Source organism: Paraburkholderia sp. BL18I3N2 (assembly GCF_003001875.1).
In the GTDB taxonomy this organism is placed as follows: domain Bacteria; phylum Pseudomonadota; class Gammaproteobacteria; order Burkholderiales; family Burkholderiaceae; genus Paraburkholderia; species Paraburkholderia phytofirmans.
Genome location: NZ_PVNC01000002.1, coordinates 11456 through 32079, shown reverse-complemented (window position 1 = coordinate 32079; position 20624 = coordinate 11456). Strand labels below are relative to the sequence as shown.

Annotated in this window: 16 protein-coding genes and 1 pseudogene; 9 read left to right on the top strand and 8 right to left on the bottom strand. The window is 62.9% G+C overall.

Translation table 11 applies throughout. The features are described from left to right. The first annotated feature begins 40 nt into the window (after positions 1 to 40). Both B0G75_RS06045 and B0G75_RS06040 read left to right on the top strand, forming a co-directional pair. Positions 41 to 793: a GntR family transcriptional regulator gene (locus B0G75_RS06045; protein WP_106302037.1), complete on the top strand. Its 753-nt coding sequence runs from the start codon at positions 41 to 43 to the stop codon at positions 791 to 793. A gap of 34 nt (positions 794 to 827) precedes the next feature. After that, positions 828 to 1640, top strand: coding sequence for a CoA ester lyase (locus tag B0G75_RS06040; RefSeq protein WP_106302034.1), 813 nt, complete (start codon positions 828 to 830; stop codon positions 1638 to 1640). A gap of 14 nt (positions 1641 to 1654) precedes the next feature. Here the strand turns inward: B0G75_RS06040 and B0G75_RS06035 are convergent, their stop codons facing one another. Next, positions 1655 to 2455 (bottom strand): hypothetical protein, encoded by an 801-nt coding sequence (locus tag B0G75_RS06035; RefSeq protein ID WP_106302031.1) that lies wholly within the window; start codon positions 2453 to 2455, stop codon positions 1655 to 1657. Between the two features lie 299 nt (positions 2456 to 2754). Here B0G75_RS06035 and B0G75_RS06030 point away from each other — a divergent pair, with 299 nt between their 5' ends. Then, on the top strand, positions 2755 to 4404 hold the full coding sequence (locus B0G75_RS06030) for a methyl-accepting chemotaxis protein (protein WP_106302028.1): 1650 nt from the start codon (positions 2755 to 2757) through the stop codon (positions 4402 to 4404). A gap of 72 nt (positions 4405 to 4476) precedes the next feature. Here B0G75_RS06030 and B0G75_RS06025 read toward each other — a convergent pair whose 3' ends face one another. The 7 genes and pseudogenes from B0G75_RS06025 to B0G75_RS06000 form a co-directional block, all read right to left on the bottom strand. Next, entirely contained in the window at positions 4477 to 5286 is an 810-nt protein-coding gene (locus tag B0G75_RS06025; RefSeq protein ID WP_106302025.1) for a c-type cytochrome, read from the bottom strand. After that, positions 5283 to 6908 (bottom strand): b(o/a)3-type cytochrome-c oxidase subunit 1, encoded by a 1626-nt coding sequence (locus B0G75_RS06020; RefSeq protein ID WP_106302022.1) that lies wholly within the window; start codon positions 6906 to 6908, stop codon positions 5283 to 5285. Before B0G75_RS06020 ends, B0G75_RS06025 begins: the two co-directional genes overlap by 4 nt. Beyond that, a complete protein-coding gene (locus B0G75_RS06015) occupies positions 6895 to 7467 on the bottom strand; it encodes a cytochrome C oxidase subunit II (protein WP_106302018.1) in 573 nt (190 codons plus the stop codon). The genes B0G75_RS06020 and B0G75_RS06015 overlap by 14 nt, the downstream gene beginning before the upstream one ends. Positions 7468 to 7469: 2 nt before the next feature. Then, positions 7470 to 7643 carry a hypothetical protein gene (locus B0G75_RS40535; RefSeq protein WP_181309182.1) on the bottom strand — a complete coding sequence of 58 codons (174 nt, stop codon included), beginning with the start codon at positions 7641 to 7643 and terminating at the stop codon, positions 7470 to 7472. Between the two features lie 24 nt (positions 7644 to 7667). Next, a complete protein-coding gene (locus B0G75_RS06010) occupies positions 7668 to 8993 on the bottom strand; it encodes a cytochrome c (RefSeq protein WP_106303603.1) in 1326 nt (441 codons plus the stop codon). Positions 8994 to 9003: 10 nt separating this feature from the next. Continuing rightward, a pseudogene (locus tag B0G75_RS06005) lies at positions 9004 to 9660 on the bottom strand (c-type cytochrome); the annotation flags it as partial. Between the two features lie 487 nt (positions 9661 to 10147). Next, complete coding sequence (locus B0G75_RS06000; protein ID WP_106302015.1) at positions 10148 to 11035, bottom strand: LysR family transcriptional regulator; 888 nt, start codon at positions 11033 to 11035, stop codon at positions 10148 to 10150. Between the two features lie 95 nt (positions 11036 to 11130). Here B0G75_RS06000 and B0G75_RS05995 point away from each other — a divergent pair, with 95 nt between their 5' ends. From B0G75_RS05995 to B0G75_RS05970, 6 genes are all read left to right on the top strand, one after another. Next, positions 11131 to 12447, top strand: coding sequence for an MFS transporter (locus B0G75_RS05995; RefSeq protein WP_106302012.1), 1317 nt, complete (start codon positions 11131 to 11133; stop codon positions 12445 to 12447). A gap of 333 nt (positions 12448 to 12780) precedes the next feature. After that, positions 12781 to 13473, top strand: coding sequence for a response regulator transcription factor (locus B0G75_RS05990; protein WP_181309181.1), 693 nt, complete (start codon positions 12781 to 12783; stop codon positions 13471 to 13473). 152 nt (positions 13474 to 13625) lie between these two features. Beyond that, positions 13626 to 14318, top strand: coding sequence for a response regulator transcription factor (locus B0G75_RS05985; protein ID WP_106302009.1), 693 nt, complete (start codon positions 13626 to 13628; stop codon positions 14316 to 14318). A 115-nt stretch (positions 14319 to 14433) separates the two neighbouring features. Then, positions 14434 to 15078 carry a response regulator transcription factor gene (locus B0G75_RS05980; RefSeq protein WP_106302006.1) on the top strand — a complete coding sequence of 215 codons (645 nt, stop codon included), beginning with the start codon at positions 14434 to 14436 and terminating at the stop codon, positions 15076 to 15078. 255 nt (positions 15079 to 15333) lie between these two features. Beyond that, a complete protein-coding gene (gene aqpZ / locus B0G75_RS05975) occupies positions 15334 to 16080 on the top strand; it encodes an aquaporin Z (protein ID WP_106302003.1) in 747 nt (248 codons plus the stop codon). Positions 16081 to 16134: 54 nt separating this feature from the next. After that, positions 16135 to 20577: an ATP-binding protein gene (locus tag B0G75_RS05970; protein WP_258194288.1), complete on the top strand. Its 4443-nt coding sequence runs from the start codon at positions 16135 to 16137 to the stop codon at positions 20575 to 20577. The last annotated feature ends 47 nt before the right edge of the window (positions 20578 to 20624 follow it).

Genomic DNA, 20624 nt, shown 5'->3' with positions numbered 1-20624 from the left:
GCGGGCAACCGTCCGCTCTTCCACTTTTTTGCACATCCAGATGGCCACGACAGTCCTTGGGCAACAGCCGCGCTACATGCAACTGGCACAGACGCTTCTGAACGAGATTCAGGGCGGGCAGTTTCCCATCGGCACGTTGCTGCCGACCGAGTTCGAACTGTGCGAGCAGTTTGGCGCCAGCCGCTTCACGGTGCGGCAGGCGATCAAGCAACTCGAGCAGCGCGGCCTGGTGGACCGGCGGCCCGGCATCGGCACCCGCGTGAAAGCCACGCAAAGCGAGACCGCGTACCGTCAGGTGATGGAGCGCCTGAGCGATCTGCACCGTTATACGACCGATACGGAGTTGGAGATCGCGTCGACGCAGACTGTCGAGATCGACGATCCGGACTTGATCGAACGGCTCGGCGCAAAGCCGGGCGAAACCTGGCTGCTGGCTGAGGGCATTCGCCTGTCGCCGGAGAGTGTTGAGCCGATCTGCCACACCGAGGTGTATATCCACCCCGCGTTTCGCTCGTTGACGGGCCTGAGCGGCCGGACGCACGTGCCGATCTACACGATGATCGAAAAGCAGTTCGGCGAGCAGATCACCGAAGTGCAGCAGGAAATCCGCGCGGTCGCGCTGCCGGCGAAGCTGGCGCAACGTTTGAACGCGAAGCCGCGTTCGCCCGCGCTGTGGTTGTGCCGCCGCTATCTGAACCGGCGCGCGCAGGTGGTCGAGTTGACGATCAGCGTGCATCCGGCGGATCGCTACAGTTATTCCGAAACGTTTCAACGCGACTGGCACGCGAACTAGCAATCTTGCGCCGCGTGCCGTTCAGGAGAACAGCATGGACGCACGCAGCTATCTTTTCGTGCCGGGCGATCGCCCCGAGCGCTTCGCCAAGGCGCTCGACACAGGCGCCGACGCGGTGGTGATCGATCTCGAAGATGCGGTCGCGCCCGCGGCGAAACAAGCTGCGCGCGAGGGCCTGCAACGCTGGCTATCGACGGCGGACGTTACGCGGCTGATTGTCCGCGTAAATGCGGTGGGCACGCCGTGGCATCTCGATGACGTGGACATGGTGAGCGCGTCCGGCCTTTCCACGATGATGCTGCCGAAGTCGGACAGCGCACGGCAACTCGCCGATGTCGCCGAGCGGCTGCCGTCGCAGATGCGAATCGTGGCGCTGATCGAAACCGTGGCGGGCGTGGTGGCGATGCGGGAAATTGCCAGTGCGCCGTCGGTCATGCGGCTTGCTTTCGGCACGGTGGATTTTTGCGGCGATGCCGGCATCGAAGGGCTCGGCGTCGAACTGGATTACGTGCGTTCGCAGATGGTGATCGAATCGCGCTATGCGGGTCTGCCCGCGCCGATCGACGGTGTGACACTGGAACTCGACGATCTCGCGCGTCTGACTGAACATGTCGCCACTGCAAGGCGGTTCGGCTTCGGCGGCAAGCTGTGCATTCACCCGCGACAGGTGGACCCGGTCAACAGCGGCTTTGCACCCAGCGATGACGAGCGACGCTGGGCGTCGCGCGTTCTGGCGGCTTCCCGCGAGCATCCGGAAGGCGCGTTCGCGGTGGACGGCAAACTGGTCGACCGGCCGGTGATCGAACGGGCGCGGCGGATTGCGGAGTTCGATGCGCTCCTCCCGTGACGCACGCGCGGCCTTCACCGCCTCAAATGATCCAGCGCATCTCTCATCGGCGAACTGGAGATAACGATCGGCCCCGTAAACGGCGTATCCAGATCCACAATCACATAGATCGCCGAAGCAATCGACACCGCGCCCAGCGAAATCGTGACCAGCGCCAGCGCATTGCGCGGCGCGATCAAGCCGAAACTCAGAAAGATCACGCCCAGCCAGAACGTCAATGTCGTGAGGAACGGTCGGGAAATCGAACTGTGCGCTTCCTCGATGAGCTTCCACCGGGCATCCACGACGCGGCGGTATTGCTTCAGTGCATCGTCGAGCGCGCGCTGTTGTAGCGGATCGCCCGTCCGCAACGTTCGCAACTCCCGGCCCACGGCGGTCAGCATGTCGCCCAGCCGCACGCTCTCCAGTTTCTGCGAGTTGTCCTGCGATCCTATGTTTTTCGGATAGTCGCCAGTGGGCGGTGTTTCGGCAGGCCACGTCGATGCGAGCGCCGCCGCGGTGTACTGGCGCAATAACTGTCTGGCCGGCTCGGTATCCGTGCCGTACTCGCGCAGAGTGGTGTCGAACTCGATCAGATCCGCCGCGTAGGTGCGCAAATCATTCGAGGAGGTGTCGAAGCTGGATTTCGCGGACGCGGTCATCAAGCCCAGTACCAGCGCGGCGAACGTCACCAGCATGCCGATCACCAGTTGGATCAGCTGCACCGTCTCGTGCGCCTTGTGCTCCTCGGGCAGGATGGGGCGCACCCACACACCGATTCCGGTCACGGCGAGCAGGAGAAAGAAAACCACCAGTGCCGAGCCTATTTCCGACATCGCCATGCTCCGTAGATACATTCCCGCCACTTTCTATCAAGCGCCGCTCGCCGAGAACCCGGGTAGTCCCGCAACGTCCAGTGCGAATTGCCCTTCATATGCGCCTGTATCTTGATGTATCGCAAGCCCATGCGCCATCCACCATAAAGTTTTTCGTGATTGAGCCGTAGTCCTTATATGTGGCGTTCGCTTAAATTTAGACAAGAGTTGCGGACCTGGCCGACTTGGCTTGGGCGCAGCACGCGTGGCCGAGGCACTTACTGAACATTCGGTCAGGCAGCCCAACGGAGACAAGCCCGATGTTGAAAAATCTGTCGATTCGCACCTGCCTCACCCTGATGATCGTGTTCTTCGGCGTCGTGCTGCTGTTCGGCGCCGCCGCCGGCTTGCTGTCGCTGCGCTCGAGCAACGCCTCGCTGCAGCAGATGTACACCGTCGATACGCCGGCCGTCGCCGACCTCGAAGGCAGCGCCGGACAGCTGCTGCGCCTGCGTCTCGCACTGGCGACGTACGCATCGCTCGTCGACCTGAACGATCAGGACGGCGCGAATGCCGTGCTCAAGCGTTTTGATCAGTACCAGAAAGCTTCCAACGACCGTCTTGCCCACTATGTGAGCCGTGCGAGCACGGACGCCGATGAACAGCGCCTGATCAAGGATATGCAGGACAAGCGTGACACCTTCCTGCGCGAAGGCGTCGAACCTGCTCTCGCCGCGCTCAAGGCGGGCGACAAGACGGCGTTCCAGCAAGTGCAGGCACACAAGCTGCCGTCGCTCTACAGCGCGTACGAAAAGGCGATGCTCACGCTCGAACAGTTGCAACTCGATCACGGCGCGCAGCGCTACCAGGACGCGCAGGATCTGTTCTATGCGATTTGTATCGCGGTGGCGATCGGCATGGTCGCGTCGTTGCTGGGTTCGTGGATCGGCCGCGCGGTGCTGGTGCGTGCGATCGTCCGTCCGGTCGACGCCACCATCGCGCAGTTTCAGCGCATCGCCAACGGCGACCTGACCGGCCAGATCGTCGTGACCAGCAATAACGAAATGGGCCGTCTCGCGGCCGCGCTGCGCAAGATGCAGGAGTCGCTGATCGCGACGGTGAACTCGGTGCGTCAAGGCACGGAATCCATCGACACCGGCGTGAGCGAGATTGCCGCGGGCAACACCGATCTGTCGCAACGTACCGAGGAACAGGCCGCGTCGCTCGAAGAAACGGCGGCGAGCATCGAACAGCTCACCTCGACGGTCAAGCAGACAGCGGACAACGCGAAGCAGGCGAGTTCGCTTGCGCAGGGCGCATCCACGCTGGCCGCGCAAGGCGGCGATCTGACGGAGCAGGTGGTGGGCACGATGCATGGCATCGTCGACGATTCGCGGCGGATTGCCGACATTGTCGGCGTGATCGAAGGGATCGCGTTTCAGACCAATATTCTGGCGCTGAACGCCGCAGTTGAGGCTGCGCGCGCAGGCGAGCAGGGACGCGGCTTCGCGGTGGTGGCGAGCGAGGTGCGCTCGCTCGCGCAGCGTAGCGCGGCGGCAGCGAAGGAGATCAAGGGCTTGATCGATGAATCGACGGCTCGCGTGCAGGCCGGCTCGCAACTGGTTGAGCGCTCCGGCTCGACGATGACCGAGATCGTCGACGCGATTGCGCGCGTGAGTTCGATCATGGGCGAGATCGCCTCAGCCGCGCTCGAGCAGAGTACCGGCATCGATCAGGTCAATCTCGCAGTCGCGCAGATGGACGAGGTGACGCAGCAGAATGCCGCGCTGGTAGAGCAGGCTGCGGCTGCCGCGAGTTCGCTGGAAGAGCAGGCGCGGCGATTGACGTCGGCTGTGTCGGTGTTTCAGACAGGCAGCGGTGCGGCGTCTTTGGCTTCGTTTGCCGGGCGGCGTGGCGGTTCGGCTGCTACGCCGAAGACGGCCGATGCAGGCGAGTTCGCGACGGCTTAGTATCAGCGGTTGTTTTGCGCGACGGCGTGCTGAGCCGTGGCGACAAACCACGTCGCGCGAACAAAGCGGCTGCTACTGCATAGCCGCATAGTATTTCGCCACGCTATCAATTTCGGCAGGCGTCATTTGCCGTGCCACATTGCGCATCTGTTCATTGATGTCGTTATGTCGCGCGCCGGAAGCAAACGCGCGCATCTGCGCGGCGAGATAGATCGACGATTGTCCGCCCAGCCACGGCGCCGCGCCTTTGCGGTCGAGCTGTCCGTGACATGCGGCGCAAGGCGCGATATTGCGCTGCGGATCGCCCTGCATGGCAAGCTTCACCGCGTTCGCATCCAGTCCTGCGCCAGTCGGCAGCGTTTCTGCCGCAGGCGCTCTCGGCAGCGACGCGTAGTAAGCCGCCAGATCGTGCAGATCCTGATCGCTGCGCGCGGCGATGATCGGCTGCATGATCGCGTTCTGGCGCACGCCGTTCTGGTAGTCGCGCAACTCTTTGTAGACCACATCGGCATATTGACCGGCCAACGCTGGCGCGGTGACCTGCACCGTGCCGAGTACGCCGTGGCACATCGAGCAATTTTGCGTCGCGATCGTCGCGCCGCGACCGATCGAATTGGCGTCTGCGCGCGCGCGCCGCAACGGCGGCAAGACCACGACATCGCTAGGCGCCGGGCCGGCGAGATTGGCGCCGCCGTACCAGCTCGACGGCGCCCCCGCCGCGCTGCAGATCGTCGCCCAAAGGCCGCGGTCGCCGAACGCGTTACTCGCCGAAGGCAGCCAGATAAAGCCGATCAGTATCCCGACGACGGCAATCGCAATCGTGCCGCCCACGCTCACTGTGAACCATGGGTTGCGCAAGCTGAAGACGCGTTCCTCATTCATCGCTGTGCTCCGACGACGACTGCCGGCACGGAGGTCTGCGGCAATCTGAGCAACTGCACGATCGGCACACTGTAGTTGACGACCGTGAGCCCGATCATCAGCGCGACCCACAAGCCGAAGCTATTGAGCGCAGCCGGCACGCGGTCCACCGGTTGCGCCGCGCTCGCAAAGCGGAAGCTTTGCTGCTGAGCCAGCGGCCCGAATTGCGACTTCACGAGGATGTAGATGAACAGCACGCCGGACGCCACTAGGATCAATCCGCCCACCGCCGACAAGCCGACCCAGAACGCCTGAGACTGCAAGCCGAGAGCGTTGTAATCGTAATAGGCCATGCGGCGCGGCGCACCGAGCAGGCCGACGTAATGCCACGGCAGCGTCACCACCATCATGCCGATGAACCACAGCCACAACTGCGTGCGCACCAGCTTCACCGACGCGATCGCGCGGCCGGTCAGTTGCGGCCACAGCTCATAGGCAATCGCGAAGTACATGATGACGATCGCACCGCCGAAGATCAGATGGAAGTGCCCGGTCACCCACTGCGTGTTGTGCACGGTCGAGTTCAACTGGTAGCTCATGTTGATCAGCCCGCCCGCGCCGCCGAGACCCAGCATCACGAACGAAAACGCGATCACGAGCATCATCGGGTTTTGCCAGGGTAAGGCGGTCAACCAGCCGAACGCGCCCTTGCCGCCGCGCAGTCTGCCGGCGATTTCGACCGACGCGCAGATCGTGAACACCGTCAGCAGCGTCGGCACCGACACCATGCCGGTGAACACGGCGTGCAGGAATTTGAAGCCGGAGCCGACCTGCGGATCGGCGAACAGATGGTGGATGCCGATCGGCATCGCGAAGACAAGGAACAGGATGAACGACACGCGCGCCATCGAATCGCTGTAGAGTCGTCCACCGATCGCGCGCGGCACCAGCGTGTAGTAGGCGATATAAGCGGGAATCAGCCAGAAGTAGACGATCGCGTGCAGCGTCCACGAGAACAGGATGCGTGAGAGGCCGGCGTCGATCGTGTTGGTGAGGCCGAATGCGACCGGCAGGATCTGGAACAGGATCTCCAGCGCCGCGCCGACGGCGGTCCACGCCCACAGATACGCGCCCGCCACGTTGGCGAACATCGCGAGCGGCACTGGTTTGCCGGGGTTGGCGCGCTTCCAGACGCGCAGGTTCACATGCATCAGCGCAACCCAGATCCACGAACCGACCACCACCAGCACCACGCCCAGATAATAGAACGGACTGCCGATCATCGGCGGATAGAAGGTGTAGAGCACGGAGGCCCGGCCAAGCGCCACGGGCACCGACGCCATCACGGCGCCGACCGCCAGCATGATGAACGCGGCCCACGCCCATTTGAGACCGACGAGACGCTGCGCGAGCGCGAGTTCGACGATCGCGTAGCCGAAGCCCATCGACACGAGTGTGGGCATGACGTACGCCATGACCGTGCCGTGCGCGGTCACCGAGCGATAGTAGAGCTCGGGGTCGCCGACCCACGGCATGAGCGGGCTGCGCACCAGCATCTGCCAGGCGCCGAGCAGCAGCGCGATCAGAAACGCAATGAAGGCGAGCCAGAAATGCGCGAGAACGAGTCGCTTAGCGTGAAACACAGCTCAGCCTCCGGGATTGTCGGGCCTGCTCGAAGAAGGTGGCTTTATCGATGACTTTCACGTGTGCCCACATGGCCTGATGGCCGAAGCCGCAGAACTCGTGGCACGGCATGGTGTGATCGGCGGGCGCGTCGAAACGCGTGTTGAGCGTCGCGACATACCCGGGCACGACCATCGTGTTGATGTTGGTGTCGGTGACGAGCAGGCCGTGCACGACATCGGCGCTGGTGGTGCGCATCGTGATCGGCGTGTCGGCGGGCACCAGCAGGCATTGCGGCGTGAACGAATACTGCTGCGCGATGAAGCGCACGACCACCGAGCCGTCCGGCTCGACCGCGCTGCCGAGATTGTCTTCGACGAATTCGCCGGACAGTTGCAGGCGCGACGGGTCGATCGTCTCGACGCGCGAGGGCGGCATCATCGCCCAATGCAGCCCGGAGAACACGATGACGGCCAGCATCAGCACGATCAATGCGACGGCGAAGATGGCCCAGCGCCGTTCGGCGCGTAGGGCGACCGCGTGGCCGCCGCCGGGTTGATGATTGGAATCGGTCGACATGATCAGTGAACGACCCCGCGCGGCAGAAACACGACGAAGTAGAAGCCGAACCAGATCGCCATCACGATCAGCGCGGCGACCCCGGCCACGGCGATCGCGCCATGCGGGCCGGCCGCGACGACGTGTTCCACTTCGTCATCGGTAGGCGGCGCGCTGCGGGTATCGTTCGCTTCCATCTAAAGTTTCTCCAGTGCAGCGCTTCAATGCAGCGGCGCGTTGCGCAACTCGTTGACCTCGCGGGACGTCACGGGCTGGCCGTGATTGCCCCACGCAGTGCGGATATAGGTGACCACGGCAGCGGCGTCGGTGTCGTTCAGTTCCTGACCGAACGGCGGCATGCCGTACGGTTCCGGATTACGCTTCGTGCCCGGCGGGAATCCGCCGTTCAGCACAATGCGGATCGGATTGACCGCGGAGTCCATTTCGATCGACTGGTTGCCCGCGAGCGGCGGGTAATGCTGCAACTTTCCTTCGCCTTTCTCGCCGTGGCAGAGCGCGCATTTGTCGGCGTAGATTTTTTCGCCGAGCGCGAACACGTTGGTATTCGTGGCCGCCGACGGCCCGGACTTGCGGCCGCTCTTGTCCGGCAAGGTCTTCAGATAAACGGCCATCGCCTTGACGTCTTCTTCCGTCATGTACTGAAGGCTGTGGTACGTGACTTCGGCCATTGGCCCGTACACGGCGCCGCGATCGGAAATGCCCGCTTGCAGCAGATCGACGATGTCCTTGATGCTCCAGTCGCCGAGGCCGCCGTCCTTGTCCGAAGTCAGCGACGGCGCGTACCAGTTCTGCACCGGAATCAGTCCACCCGCGAACTGCTCGCTTTGCGACGATCCGCCGAGCATGTTGATCTTGGTGTGGCACATCGTGCAGTGCCCGAGTCCCTCGACCAGATACGCGCCGCGGTTCCATTCGACTGATTTCGTCGGATCGGGCTGGAACTCACCCTCGCGGAAATAGAGCGTGCGCCAGCCGTACAGCAGGTTGCGCTGATTGAACGGGAAGCGCAGCGTGTGCTTGTGATTCGGCTCGCGGACCGGCGCGACCGTCTTCAGATACGCGTAGATCGCGTCCGAGTCTTCACGCGTGACCTTGGTGTATTGCGCGATCGGCATGGCCGGGTAGATCAACGTGCCGTCCGGCTTGCGGCCGGTTCGCATCATCTTGAAGAACGCCTCCTGACTCCAGGTGCCGATGCCGTACTGCGCGTCCGACGTGATGTTCGGCGAGTACAACGTGCCGAACGGCGTTTCCATCGCGAGGCCGCCGGCGAACAGTTTGCCGCGCGGCGCCGTGTGGCAGGCGACGCAGTCGCCGGCGCGCGCCAGATATTCGCCGCGTCTGACGATGTCGGGCCGCGTGTCGGCGCCTGACGTGGACGCTGCGTTGGTCTCGGCGGCGCGTGCTTCGGCGATCAGCACAGGCGTAGGCCATGCACGCAGAAGCGCGGCGCTGCCGGCCACGAGCAGGCCGCCAACCAGCAGACCTGACACGAGCGATGCCGGTCCGCGACGGCGCTTCATCATGGTGACCAAAGCGCGGATCGGCAGGACGCGGCTGGCGCGCAAGCCAGCTCGATACCGCGGTGATGTCTTTGTCGGTCAGCTTGACGGCGATCGAATGCATGCAGTCCGGCGCGAGCGCGTGGCGCGTGCCCGAGCGCCAGGTGCCCATCTGTCCGGCGATATAACTCGCGTGCAGACCGAGCAGGCCGGGAATGCCGGGTTGCGTGCCGGTCATGCGCGCGCCATGGCACGCAATGCATGCGGGTATCTTGCGTGCCGGGTCGCCCTGCGTGACGAGGCGCTGTCCGGCGGCGAGCACGGCAGGCGCGACCTTGCTTTGATCGGCGTTGGGGTAGGGCGGCTGCAGATCGGCGAAATACTGGCTGATCTTGCGCAGATAGTCGTCGGGCAGGAAGGCGAGCAGATAGCCCATGGGCGGATAGGTACGGCCGCCGTCACGGAACGCGGTCAACTGATTGAACAGATAGTCGGCCGGTTTGCCGGCAATGCGCGGAAAGTAGTCGTTGTTCAGGCCTTGCCCTTGCACGCCATGACACGAGGTGCAGGCGCGCACGCGTTCGTCCATGGCCGAGGGCATGGCGCCGGACGCGTCGGCGGCGAGCGCCACGCCGCTCCATATGACATAAAGCACAAACAGAACCGACGATCCGATAGTTCGACGATGCACGCCAGGCCTCGATGGTGGAACGTTCTATGTTCTCGATTATCTTTCACGCGTTCGCACGTGGATTCGCTAGTGAAACCGACGGCTGACGCAGGTCAACTTTTGTCGATATTTTTCTTGTATAGCGACTGCAAGAACAGCAAATCGAAACGGACTTATTCTGGACGGCGAACGGTGATTCGCTACGGCGATGCGATTGCTTTATATAAACAACGATCTGCCTGAATGCGCCGGTGGGTGGCGGCTTCGGGCTGCGGGAATTAACGCTTGAAAACGTTCAGCAGCGTGTACGAGGTTGCAGGAATTCAGTCGAAGCGTCAATAGCAAACAAGCTCATTCGACGGGACACCTGATCATCATAGGCGTCGCTTAAGGGGCTTTCAACATTTCCAGTGTGAATCGTCTCGCGCCCGACGTTATCGCGCGAATGTGATTGTTTGATGATGAGCCGCGCGCTTCGGCAAGACGGCGTGAGCCCATCATCGATGAGTCAACTGAAAAGGGCCATCAAGGCGGTGCGGGCGTTGCTGACGAGTTCGGTTTCGCCGATTCGCCCAGGCAACAGATGAAACTCGACGGCGGGCAACGCGGGCAAGCCCACGCTCGCCGGACAGGCCACGACGCCACCGCCAATCGACGATTCGTTCAGGCAGGAAATGCCGAGCCCGGCCTTCAGCGCGAGTTGCAAACCGGCCACGCCTGATGCGGAGTGCGACACCACGTACGGCACCTTGTGCTCGTCCAGCAGCTTCACGACGAAGCGCTGCAACTGGCAGCTCGACGGCAGCAACACGAGCGAATAGGGCGTGGCTGGTCGCGTGCCCGAATCGGCCGCGCTGACCCACAGCAGTTTCTCGCGCCGCACAACGGTGCTTTGCGCGCCGGTGCGCCGGCCCGCGGCGCGCGTGTTGTCCGTGACGAGCCGCAACGAGAGCCCGATATCGAACGACGCATCGTCGCCCGCATTGCTGTCGATCACCGCGCTCGGCAGCACCGTGACATGCAGCTTCAGGCGCGGGTGCTGTTCCGAGAACGTTTTGAGAATGCGCGCGATGTCGTGCGGGCGGTAGTAGTCCGTGATGGCGATGCGCAATTCGCCGTCGAGCGAGCGGCCTTGCAAATCTTCGAACGCGGCTTCGCTCATTGCGATGATGCGCCGTGCGTGGTCGAGCAGCCGGCTGCCGGCCGGCGTGGCGCTCACGCCCTGCTTGCTGCGCACGAACAGCGGCTGGCCGGCGCGCTCCTCCAGTTTTTTCAACTGCTCGCTCACGGAGGACTGCGACAGGAACACCCGCTCCGCGCCCGCCGAAACGCTGCCCGATTCGGCCACGGCGACAAAGGTCCGCAACTGCGTCAGGTCAAATCCACGTTGGGTCATGATTCGGTATGTCCGATGGAAGTCATCTGAAATTCCGCCTTTTCCGATGGAAGCCTCAGCCGTAGGATACCCCCAGATTCTTTGCGGAGGGCGTCATGGGAAGCGAAACAATTGCGGGCTTGGGTTTGTCCGGCGGGCGAACGGCAAGTCATCGATGGAAGGTGCTGGGAGTCGGATTCGCCGCGAACGCGAGTTTTTCGGCAGCGTTCTCGGGAATTCCGACGACAGCGGTTTTCTTGCGCTCGGGGTATCACCTGGGCAATGACGGCCTGGGCCTCGTGCTCGGCATGCTCGGCCTCGGCATCGCGGTCAGCGAATTGCCGTGGGGGATGCTGACCGACCGTTGGGGCGACCGGCGCGTCCTGCTGCTCGGACTGCTTTCGACCGCAGCCGCGCTGGCCGGCCTCGCGCTGTTCGTCGTGCCGTCCGGTGCGCATGTGCCGAGCGTGACGATGCTCGCGCTCGGGCTGTTGCTGGTCGGACTGCTCGGCGGCAGCGTCAACGGTTCGAGCGGCCGCGCGGTGATGGCGTGGTTTCGCGAGGGTGAGCGCGGCCTGGCCATGAGTATCCGCCAGACGGCGGTGCCCGCGGGCGGCGGCTTGGGCGCATTGCTGCTGCCGGTGCTCGCGTCACGCTTCGGTTTCGCGAGCGCCTATAGCGTGCTGGCGTTCGCCTGCGCGATCACGGCGGCGTTCGCGTGGCGCTGGTTGCACGAACCTTCTCATGCCGATGCGGACGGCGCGCGTGAAGTCCGCGACACGGCAGCGGCGAGCGGCGTGCCGGCCAGGGTCTCGCCGTTGCGCGACATCGGCATCTGGCGCGTGGCGCTCGGCGCCGGCGCGCTGTGCGTGCCGCAACTCGCTGTGGTGACGTTCGGCACGGTGTTTCTTCACGATTTCAGCCGCGCCGGCGTGCTTGCGATCAGCGTAACGATGGCCGCGGTGCAAACGGGCGCTGCGATCGCACGGGTCTGGAGCGGCGGTTGGACCGACCGGCGCGGCAACCGGCGGGCCTACATGCGTGCCTGTAGTCTGCTGACCGCGGTGCTGTTCGCCTCGCTCGCGCTGCTGACGGGCCTCGCCGGCATGCATCGCATGGCGATGACGGCGGTATTCGCAGTAATGGTCGTGCTGGGCGGTGTAAGCGCGTCGGCATGGCACGGCGTGGCCTTCACGGAACTCGCAACGCTGGCAGGGACAAGCCGTGCGGGCACCGCGCTCGCGATCGGCAACACCTGTGTGTTTCTTACGCTGTTCCTGACGCCGCTGGCGATTCCGCCGCTGTTGTCGATCGGTTCGTGGCCGATGGTGTGGGCCGTGACCAGCATATGCGCATTGATCGCGTTGCCGGTGTTTCCGCGCGCGGCGCGTGAAACCAAAGTGGGGACGGCGCGCGCTTGCGACGCAACTTGATGAACCGCAGCGCCCGTCGTTGGCATTGCCGAGGGCGGGCGCGGAGGTCCCTCAATTGGTTGGGCGAGACGGCGCGTCGGAATTCCATAGCGCATGATCGAGTCGCCAGGTTTACATGGAAATTGCGCCACTTAAAAAATAGAAATATTCATTTTGGGTATTTAGGTTTTCCTTTTTTCGGATAGATCCGCAATGGACTATTAGTTTCTCCGCAGGATTCAGAACGCTCCGATTTTCTTGGGGTTGTGGCGATGATTTTATGGCCGCCTTGGCGCGCTATGCGTTCCGAGGGGCCGTTAAAGCAGGCGCAGAGTCGTTAAGATTTTTCTGCGTATGCGCATTCACTCCTACAACAAACGAGAGAAAATCCTGGTGAATCTTCGAATTATCCTGGCGGACGATCATCCATTCGTAATCCTTGGCGTCCGCGCCGCGCTGGAAATGCAGGCCGGCGTCATCGTCGTCGATCAGGCGACGGATCCTGTTTCGCTGATCGAATGCCTGCGGAGCACGCCCTGCGATGTGCTCGTCACCGATCTCTCCATGCCGGATCATTCATTCGCCGTCGACGACGGCCTCGATCTCGTGCGACGAATCCGCAGTGGCTGGCCGCAATTGCGCATCGTGGTGATGACGACTCTGACAAACCCCGCGATCCTTCGTGCCATTGTGTCGGACGGCGCCGTGAGCATGGTCGGCAAAGCTGAGTCGATGGACGAGCTTCGACAAGCGGTCGTGGCGGCTCGAGATGGTCACGCGTACCTCGGCCGTTCCATCGTCGAAGCACTGGCGCGTCCGCAGGATCCCGAGTGCGAACGACCGCCGGCGCCGCGTTTGACGGGCAAGCAGGCCGAAGTTGTCAGGCTGCTGGTAAGTGGCCAGTCGATCTCCGACATTGCCGCTGCGCTCGGTTGCGATCGCCGCACGGTCACGCGGCAAAAACGCGAGGCAATGGCAAAACTAGGCGTCACCAATGATCCCGGTCTTTTCTCTTACGTGCGTGCTTATGGAATTCTTAATTTTTAATCGCATATCTAAGCAGTTTATTTTGTGAATTAAGTGAGGTTGTTTCGGAGCGATCTTATGGTTATTCTCGGTGAAGTATTTAATGATCGCGAGAAGAGCCGTTTTGTTCATAGAGAGGCGGAAGTTAATTTGGGACGGAGGAGAAATAAAAGATGCGCGACACCGCCGAGGTAAGCACACCCGTTCGCGCGATCATCGCGGACGATCACCCATTGGTGCTGTTGGCGATTGAAAACCTGATGAACAGCTATCCGAATATGGAAATCGTCGGTCGTGCAGCCGACGCCACCGAACTCTTCGCGGAAATCGATCGCCGTTCATGCGACCTTGTGCTCATGGACCTCTACATGCCGGGCGGTTCGGATGGCAGCGGACTGGAAGCCGTCAGGCAATTCAAGACACGGTACCCGGACATCGCGCTCGTCGTGCTCACCATGGAAACCGAGGCGGCCGAACTTCAAAAGGTGATTTCACTCGGCGTCGAGGGACTGGTGAGCAAGCGCGACCGGATCGACCTGATTCACGTGGCCGTCATCACGGCGCTGGCGCGCGAGTGCTATGTCGGGCCCGCGGTGCGCGCATTGATCGCGGACGCAACGGCGATCCAGCGGCTCGACTATGTCCGGAAGATTCTCTCGCGCCGCGAACTCGAAGTGTTCACCCAATATGCGTCGGGGTACGGCGTGACTGAGATCGCCGTGCGTTTGGAGCGCAGCGTCAAAACGATCAGCGCGCAGAAGTGCACTGCCATGCGCAAGCTCGCCCTGCGCAGCGACGCAGAACTGTTTCGTTTCGCGGTCGAGTACGGTGTGATTCCCGAGGAGCGCATCCCGAAGCGGCGATGAGCCGGTGGTGAGTCAGTGACGTGTCGCGCCGTCGCGCGACGAATAGAAGATGTATTGGCAACGCCCGGGGAAGCACACTGCGTGCAGGGCGTGCCAATCGATAAGACAACAGAAAATGAGACAAAAGATCCGCGTCATCATCGCAGACGATCACGACTGCGTTCGCGTCGGCGTCAAGCGCGTGCTGCAAGCCGCGCCGCACATCGAATGTGTCGGCGAAGCGGCCGATACAGACGGGCTGGCGGAGTTGCTCGACGCCCGCGCGTGCGACGTCGTCGTTTCCGATATCAGCATGCCGGGCATTCATGGCGGCAGCAACGCGGTGTCGTTTTTGCGCCGCCTGCTGCGGGGCCAGTCGCATCCTTGCGTCGTGGTCCTCACCATGATCTGCCATGCGCACATGCTGTCCGGACTTTTGCATATCGGCGTGGGCGGAATCGTCGACAAACGCGAGACTGTCACCGCATTGATCGACGCGATCGAGGCCGCTTTTGCCGGGCGCATCTATCTGTCGGAACACGCGCGGGTCGCGATTGACGCGGCCGACGCGCCGCCGCAACTGCGCGCCGGCATGCTGAGCGCACGCGAGTGGGAAGTATTCCAACTTTATGTGCAAGGTCTTGCCGTCCATGAGATCGCGGTGCGACTGCAGCGCAGCGGCAAGACCATCAGTACGCAAAAACGTAGCGCGATGCGCAAGCTTGGGCTGGAAACGGAAGCCGACTTGATCGATTATGCGCGGCAGATTGGATTGACCTGATCTGACATCCGGCGGGCACATCGCATTGCGCCGTCAGAAAATAAATTTGGAGAACCAATAATTTAGGAGTCTTCTGATTGGTTGCCGGACGTTGCCGTCTCATAGTTCTCAATTCATTGCGGCTTTATTCCGTGCTCATCTGATGAAGCAGTTGTTTCACCAAGCTGACCGATGCCCGGGCCGTGAGAATACAGGCAGATTTGTGACGGCAATCGTGTAACACCGTCTGCCTGGCGGACAGAACCAGGAGGCGGCATGGATGCGTTAGGTAAGCGGTTGTTAGTCGAGGGTGTCGGAACAGCGTGGCTGGTGTTCGTCGGCTGCGGCAGCATCGTGTTGAACGTCGGTGCGATCCAGCAGGCAGGCGGTGTGCTGGAAGTCGCGCTGGCATTCGGCCTCGCCCTCGCTACGGCCACCTATTGCTTCGGCGGCGTGTCCGGCGGTCATTTCAATCCCGCTGTCACCGTAGGCTTCACGGTCGCGCAACGTTTTCCGGTCAGGGATCTGCTCCCCTATATTGCGTCGCAGGTTCTCGGTGCGATCGTTGCCGCCGCGCTGCTGCTTTATGTGGCGGGCGGGCGTCCAGGGTTCGATCTGGCCGCGAGCGAATTCGCGGCAAACGGCTTCGGCGACCATTCTCCTGCCGACTATCAACTGCATTCGGCGGTGGCCGTCGAGTTCGTGCTGGCCTTCGGTTTCATCATGGCAAGCCTGTTGATCGCCCACAGGCGAGACATGGCGCCGATCGCGCCGCTGGTCATCGGCGCCTGCCTGGTCCTGGTCTATCTGGTGTCGATTCCGGTGACCAACGGCTCGGTCAATCCCGCCCGCTCCACGGCCCAGGCGCTGTTCGTCGGCGACTGGGCGCTGGATCAGCTTTGGCTGTTCTGGGCCGCGCCGCTGTCGGGCGGTGTCATGGCCGGGGCGCTCTTCTCGTTTGTGCACGGCAAGGCAGACCTCGCCGCCGCCACGCTCGCCGACGGGCGCGGCGAAGTTGCCTGAGTGTTGCCAAGTGCCATCATCGTGCCTGCCGTCAATTTCGTGCCGGGCGTTGCAATGAGGCGTGTGCTTGCACGCATCTCGCTGTGTCTGTTCGCATGGCTCTCATTGGTCGCCGCGCAAACAACAGCCGTTGCCCAATCGTTCGACAATCGCTCGAACACTCAGGTTGTCGCCAATTTTCCCGCGAAACTGACCGTCGGCGTTCTCGCTAACAGCTGGCTGCCGTTCGACGCCCTGCAAGACGGCCAACTCACTGGCATGAGCGTCGACTATCTGCGCGCCCTTGTCGGGCCGAACGTGGTGATCGAAGCCAAGGCGTTTCCGGACCTGCCGCAATTGCTTGCCGCCGCTTGCGCCGGACAGGTCGATCTGCTGACGAGCCTTGCCCGCACCCCCGAGCGCGAGCGGTGCCTGAGTTTTACCGCGCCTTATTTCCGCTCTTCCTCGTCGGTCGTGGTGCGCCGGGACAGTAACAGTTATGGAAATCCCGCCCAGTTAGCGGGAGCGCGCATCGCGCTAGAAAAAGGTTTTGCGATCGAGCGTGTGACGCGGGAGCGCTTCCCACGCGCCCAGATCATCACGTTCGCGGCGACGCGCGACGCACTCGCCGCCGTGAACCGGGGCGACGCCGATGTCTATCTCGGCTTCACTGCGGCCGTGCAATATGCATTGTCCACCGACGAGTTTCGTGGCCTGCGAGTGGCCTTCGAGGAGAACGCCAAAACTTCCAATTTGCGCTTCGCAGTGCCTCGGAACCAGACTGCGTTGCGGGACCAGCTCGATCGGGCGCTCGCGTCGATGAACCCGGCCGACGAGGCGGCGATCCGCATGCGCTGGTTATCCGGCAACTTCGACGCGAAGCCTGTGCCCGCCACGCCGCGTCTCGCGCTGACGCCGCAAGAGCAGGACTGGCTTCGTTCTCTGCCGCCGTTGCAGGTTGGTTTCGATAACAGCTGGGCGCCCTTCAGTTACGTCGACGGTTCCGGCCGGCCCGCAGGCATTGCCGCCGACTATCTGACGTATTTGAGCCGCACGCTCGGCGTCGTATTCAATCGCGCCAGCACGGCTGACTGGCCCGCCGCGATCAAATCATTTCAGCGCGGTGAACTCGCGATCCTCGCCACTGCTTCGAGTCATGATCCACGCCTTACGAAGGCGCGGCACACCAGCGCGTACGAGAGCTACCCACTGGTGCTCGTCGGGCGCGAGGACGAACCGGCGGCTCGCTCGCTGAACGATTTTGCGTCACGCCGCATTGTCGTTTCGTCGCATGTCGCCGGGTCGCTTGCGCTGGCATTCCAGCGAATTCCGGCGGACCACGTCGTGGTCGCGCCCAGTCTCGACGACGCGCTCAAGATGGTTGAGTCCGGCGAGGCGGACGTTCTGGTGGGCAACGTGGCCGCCGCCGATATCCTGCTCAAGCAACAGTACGGCGGCGTCCTCAAGATCCTTGGCACGGTTGGCGATTCCGACGCGCTCGACTTTGCCGTACGCCCGGACCTGAGCCCACTCGCTGGGTTGATCGACCGCGCATTGCTGGCTATGCCGGCTGCGGAAAAGCAGCGCATCCGGCAGAAGTGGGTCACGGGCAATGCACCGGGGGCCGGCACGTGGAGCGTGACCGCGGTGCGTCTGCTGCCGGTGCTGATCGGCGTCTGCGTCGTGCTGCTGATCACCCTGCGTGCCTATCTGTTGCTGCAGCGTGAAGTCCGGCTGCGCAAGAAAACGGAGCGGGAGCTGGAACTGCAACTGAACTTCCAGGAAACGTTGATGAAGACGGTGCCCTATCCGCTCGTCGCCAAGGATCTCAACGGCCGTTATCTCGCAGTCAACGAAGCCTATGAGCAAGCCTGCGGGTTGAGCCGCGAGGCGGTCGTCGGACGAACCAGCTTGCAGGTGCAAACGTGGGGCGAGGCCAATAGCCGCATCCTGGACGAGATGACCCGCGAGATGCTGAACGGCGGCGAGACTGCGCAGGTGGAGTTGCAGTTCGAGCGCGGCGCGGGCAACGTGCGGCATGGGCTTTTCTGGACCCGAATCTGTCGCGGCAGTGACGGGCAACCGGCTTGCGTGCTCGGCACGATGGTCGATATCACCGATATCCGGCGCGCTGAAATGCGTGCGCGCGAAACCGAGCGGCGCCTCTTCGACGTGACGCGCTCGCTGCCGGCCGTCGTGTTTCAACTGCGTCGCACGGCGGATGGAGCGTATACGTTTCCGTATATCAGCGGCGACGCGCGTCATCTCCTAGGTGGGCGAGGCAGTTTGCAGAACGTCAGCGATCAGGTCGATTTCCAACGGGTGTGCGAGGAGGATCGGGCGTTCGTGCTGGCTGAACTCGAGCGTTCGGCGCACAGCGAAAGGCCGGTCAACATGGAGTTCCGTTTCGCCGGCGACCAGGACATCAAATGGGCGCGAGCCGAACTGGTACCGCGCCGCGAATCGGATGGAAGCGTCGTCTGGAGCGGTTACTGGGTGGACGCCAGCTTGGAGCACGCGCGCTCCGACGAGCTTGCGCGAGCGCGCGATCTGGCCGAAGCGGCCTCCCGTGCCAAAGACGATTTCTTCGCCATGATGAGCCATGAAATCCGCACGCCGATGAATGGCGTGCTCGGGCTCGTGGAAGTGCTCGAGCGCACGCCGCTCAACGCGGACCAGGGCGAAATGCTGGGCATGATCCATGAGTCGGCGGGCGCGCTGCTGCAGATTCTCGACGACTTGCTCGACTATTCGAAAATCGAAGCGGGGCGGCTGACCATCGAGGCCGAATCCATCGACATACGTGAACTGGTGGACAACGCTGTCGGCCTGTTGGCTGGCCGCGCCCATGAAAAGGGCCTGAAAGTTCGCGTGGATATCGGGCCGGACGTCGCCGCCACGCTGCGCGGCGATAGCGTCCGACTGCGGCAGATTCTCTTCAACTTGCTAGGCAATGCCATCAAGTTCACGCCGCAGGGCGAGGTCGACGTGCGCGTGTCGGTCGTCGCGCAAGACGACGGCATTCAGACGCTCGAAATGGTCGTCGAGGACACCGGCATCGGCATTGCGCCAGAAGTGCAGGCCAAGCTGTTCGAGCCGTTCGTGCAGGCGGAATCGTCCACCACACGCCGTTTCGGCGGCACGGGCCTCGGTTTGACGATCTGCCGCAAGCTGATCGACCTCATGAGCGGTTCGCTCACGTTGCGCAGCGAACCGGGAAACGGCACGCGCATGACCGTGCGGCTCGCCATGCCTGTCGAGACACAGCGCTATTCGGTCAACGGCTTGCGCGGCAAACGCGGAATCGTGGCAACCGGCGACGCGCGCATCGCGCAGGCGCTGTTGCACTTTGGCGAGGCGCTTGGACTCAAGTTGCGCTACATCTCGCCTGATGCACCGGAACTGCGCGATCGCGCTGCACTCGCCGAAATCGATCTACTGTTCGTAAGTGAAGATGTGATCTTGCCGGCGGACATCAGGCCGCGCACGCGATTCATCTGTCTGACCGAGAAGCCGAAGCCGACGGGTTACCGCATTCTCGACGACAACGTGCGCGTCAGCATCAATCCCATTTCGTGGCGCGGCCTGGGCGCCGCGTGCGCCGCTGCGATGACGGGGCTGCCGTCGGCGGGGCCTCGATCGGCGGGCATGCCGCGCACGTCGGAATTCGGCGCTTCGCCTCCGGATCGGGAGCGGGCCATTGCCAGTGGGCGGCTGATCCTCGTCGCAGAAGATCATCCGGTCAATCAGGAGTTGATTCGTCATCAGCTCGCCTTGCTCGGTTTTGCCTGCGACGTGGCGAACGACGGCGCCGAGGCGCTGGCCGCGCTTGAACATACGAATTACGGCTGTCTGATCACGGATTGCCACATGCCGAACGTGTCCGGTTACGAACTCACGCGCCGTATTCGTGAAAGTGAGCAGGACGGCGCTTATCGCCTGCCCATTCTGGGTATCACGGCGAACACCGCGCCCGAAGACCTGAATCTTTGCCGCGACGCGGGCATGGACGATAGCCTCGTGAAGCCGACCCGGCTCGCCACGCTGCGTGATTATCTGAGCCGCTGGTTTGGCACTGACAGCGCGTGGCAAGCCGCGCCTTCGGAAGCAGTCAGCACACCGGCGGTTGCGGTGCCGGATGTGCATGGCGGCGCGGAACCGTTCGTGCCGGTCGACCTCGGTCACATGACCCAACTATGGGGCAGCGAATCGACCGTCAAGGCTTTGCTCGACTCGTTCGTGTCGTCCGTGCGTGAAGACGTGCAGTCGTTGTCGCCGTTGCTCGAGCGCGGGGAGTCCGAACGTATCGAGGTGGAACGTGTGCGCGAGTGGCTCCATCGCGTGGCGGGGGCAGCGAGCGTTCTGCAATATCCGCCGCTGCTCAAGGCGCTTGAAGACTATCGCCGTGAAATCACCGTCAAACCGCCGGAACGTGTGCGTGACGACGGGATGCTGTTAATCGACAAGTGCAATGCGATGCTCGACGGAATCGAACAGCAGGCCGCCTTGCTCGTATAGAGTACCGCTCCTGCGAATGTAATCGCTTTGAAGCGGCGGCGCCTCTG

Bases quoted from the DNA above. Each gene is read 5' to 3' on its own strand.
- aqpZ (WP_106302003.1), top strand. From the start codon at position 15,334: ATGGATGCGTTAGGTAAGCGGTTGTTAGTCGAGGGTGTCGGAACAGCG.
- B0G75_RS06045 (WP_106302037.1), top strand. From the start codon at position 41: ATGGCCACGACAGTCCTTGGGCAACAGCCGCGCTACATGCAACTGGCA.
- B0G75_RS05985 (WP_106302009.1), top strand. From the start codon at position 13,626: ATGCGCGACACCGCCGAGGTAAGCACACCCGTTCGCGCGATCATCGCG.
- B0G75_RS05990 (WP_181309181.1), top strand. From the start codon at position 12,781: ATGCGCATTCACTCCTACAACAAACGAGAGAAAATCCTGGTGAATCTT.
- B0G75_RS06025 (WP_106302025.1), bottom strand. From the start codon at position 5,286: ATGAATGAGGAACGCGTCTTCAGCTTGCGCAACCCATGGTTCACAGTG.
- B0G75_RS05970 (WP_258194288.1), top strand. From the start codon at position 16,135: ATGAGGCGTGTGCTTGCACGCATCTCGCTGTGTCTGTTCGCATGGCTC.
- B0G75_RS06030 (WP_106302028.1), top strand. From the start codon at position 2,755: ATGTTGAAAAATCTGTCGATTCGCACCTGCCTCACCCTGATGATCGTG.
- B0G75_RS06040 (WP_106302034.1), top strand. From the start codon at position 828: ATGGACGCACGCAGCTATCTTTTCGTGCCGGGCGATCGCCCCGAGCGC.
- B0G75_RS05995 (WP_106302012.1), top strand. From the start codon at position 11,131: ATGGGAAGCGAAACAATTGCGGGCTTGGGTTTGTCCGGCGGGCGAACG.
- B0G75_RS06015 (WP_106302018.1), bottom strand. From the start codon at position 7,467: ATGTCGACCGATTCCAATCATCAACCCGGCGGCGGCCACGCGGTCGCC.
- B0G75_RS06010 (WP_106303603.1), bottom strand. From the start codon at position 8,993: ATGATGAAGCGCCGTCGCGGACCGGCATCGCTCGTGTCAGGTCTGCTG.
- B0G75_RS06035 (WP_106302031.1), bottom strand. From the start codon at position 2,455: ATGTCGGAAATAGGCTCGGCACTGGTGGTTTTCTTTCTCCTGCTCGCC.
- B0G75_RS40535 (WP_181309182.1), bottom strand. From the start codon at position 7,643: ATGGAAGCGAACGATACCCGCAGCGCGCCGCCTACCGATGACGAAGTG.
- B0G75_RS06000 (WP_106302015.1), bottom strand. From the start codon at position 11,035: ATGACCCAACGTGGATTTGACCTGACGCAGTTGCGGACCTTTGTCGCC.
- B0G75_RS05980 (WP_106302006.1), top strand. From the start codon at position 14,434: ATGAGACAAAAGATCCGCGTCATCATCGCAGACGATCACGACTGCGTT.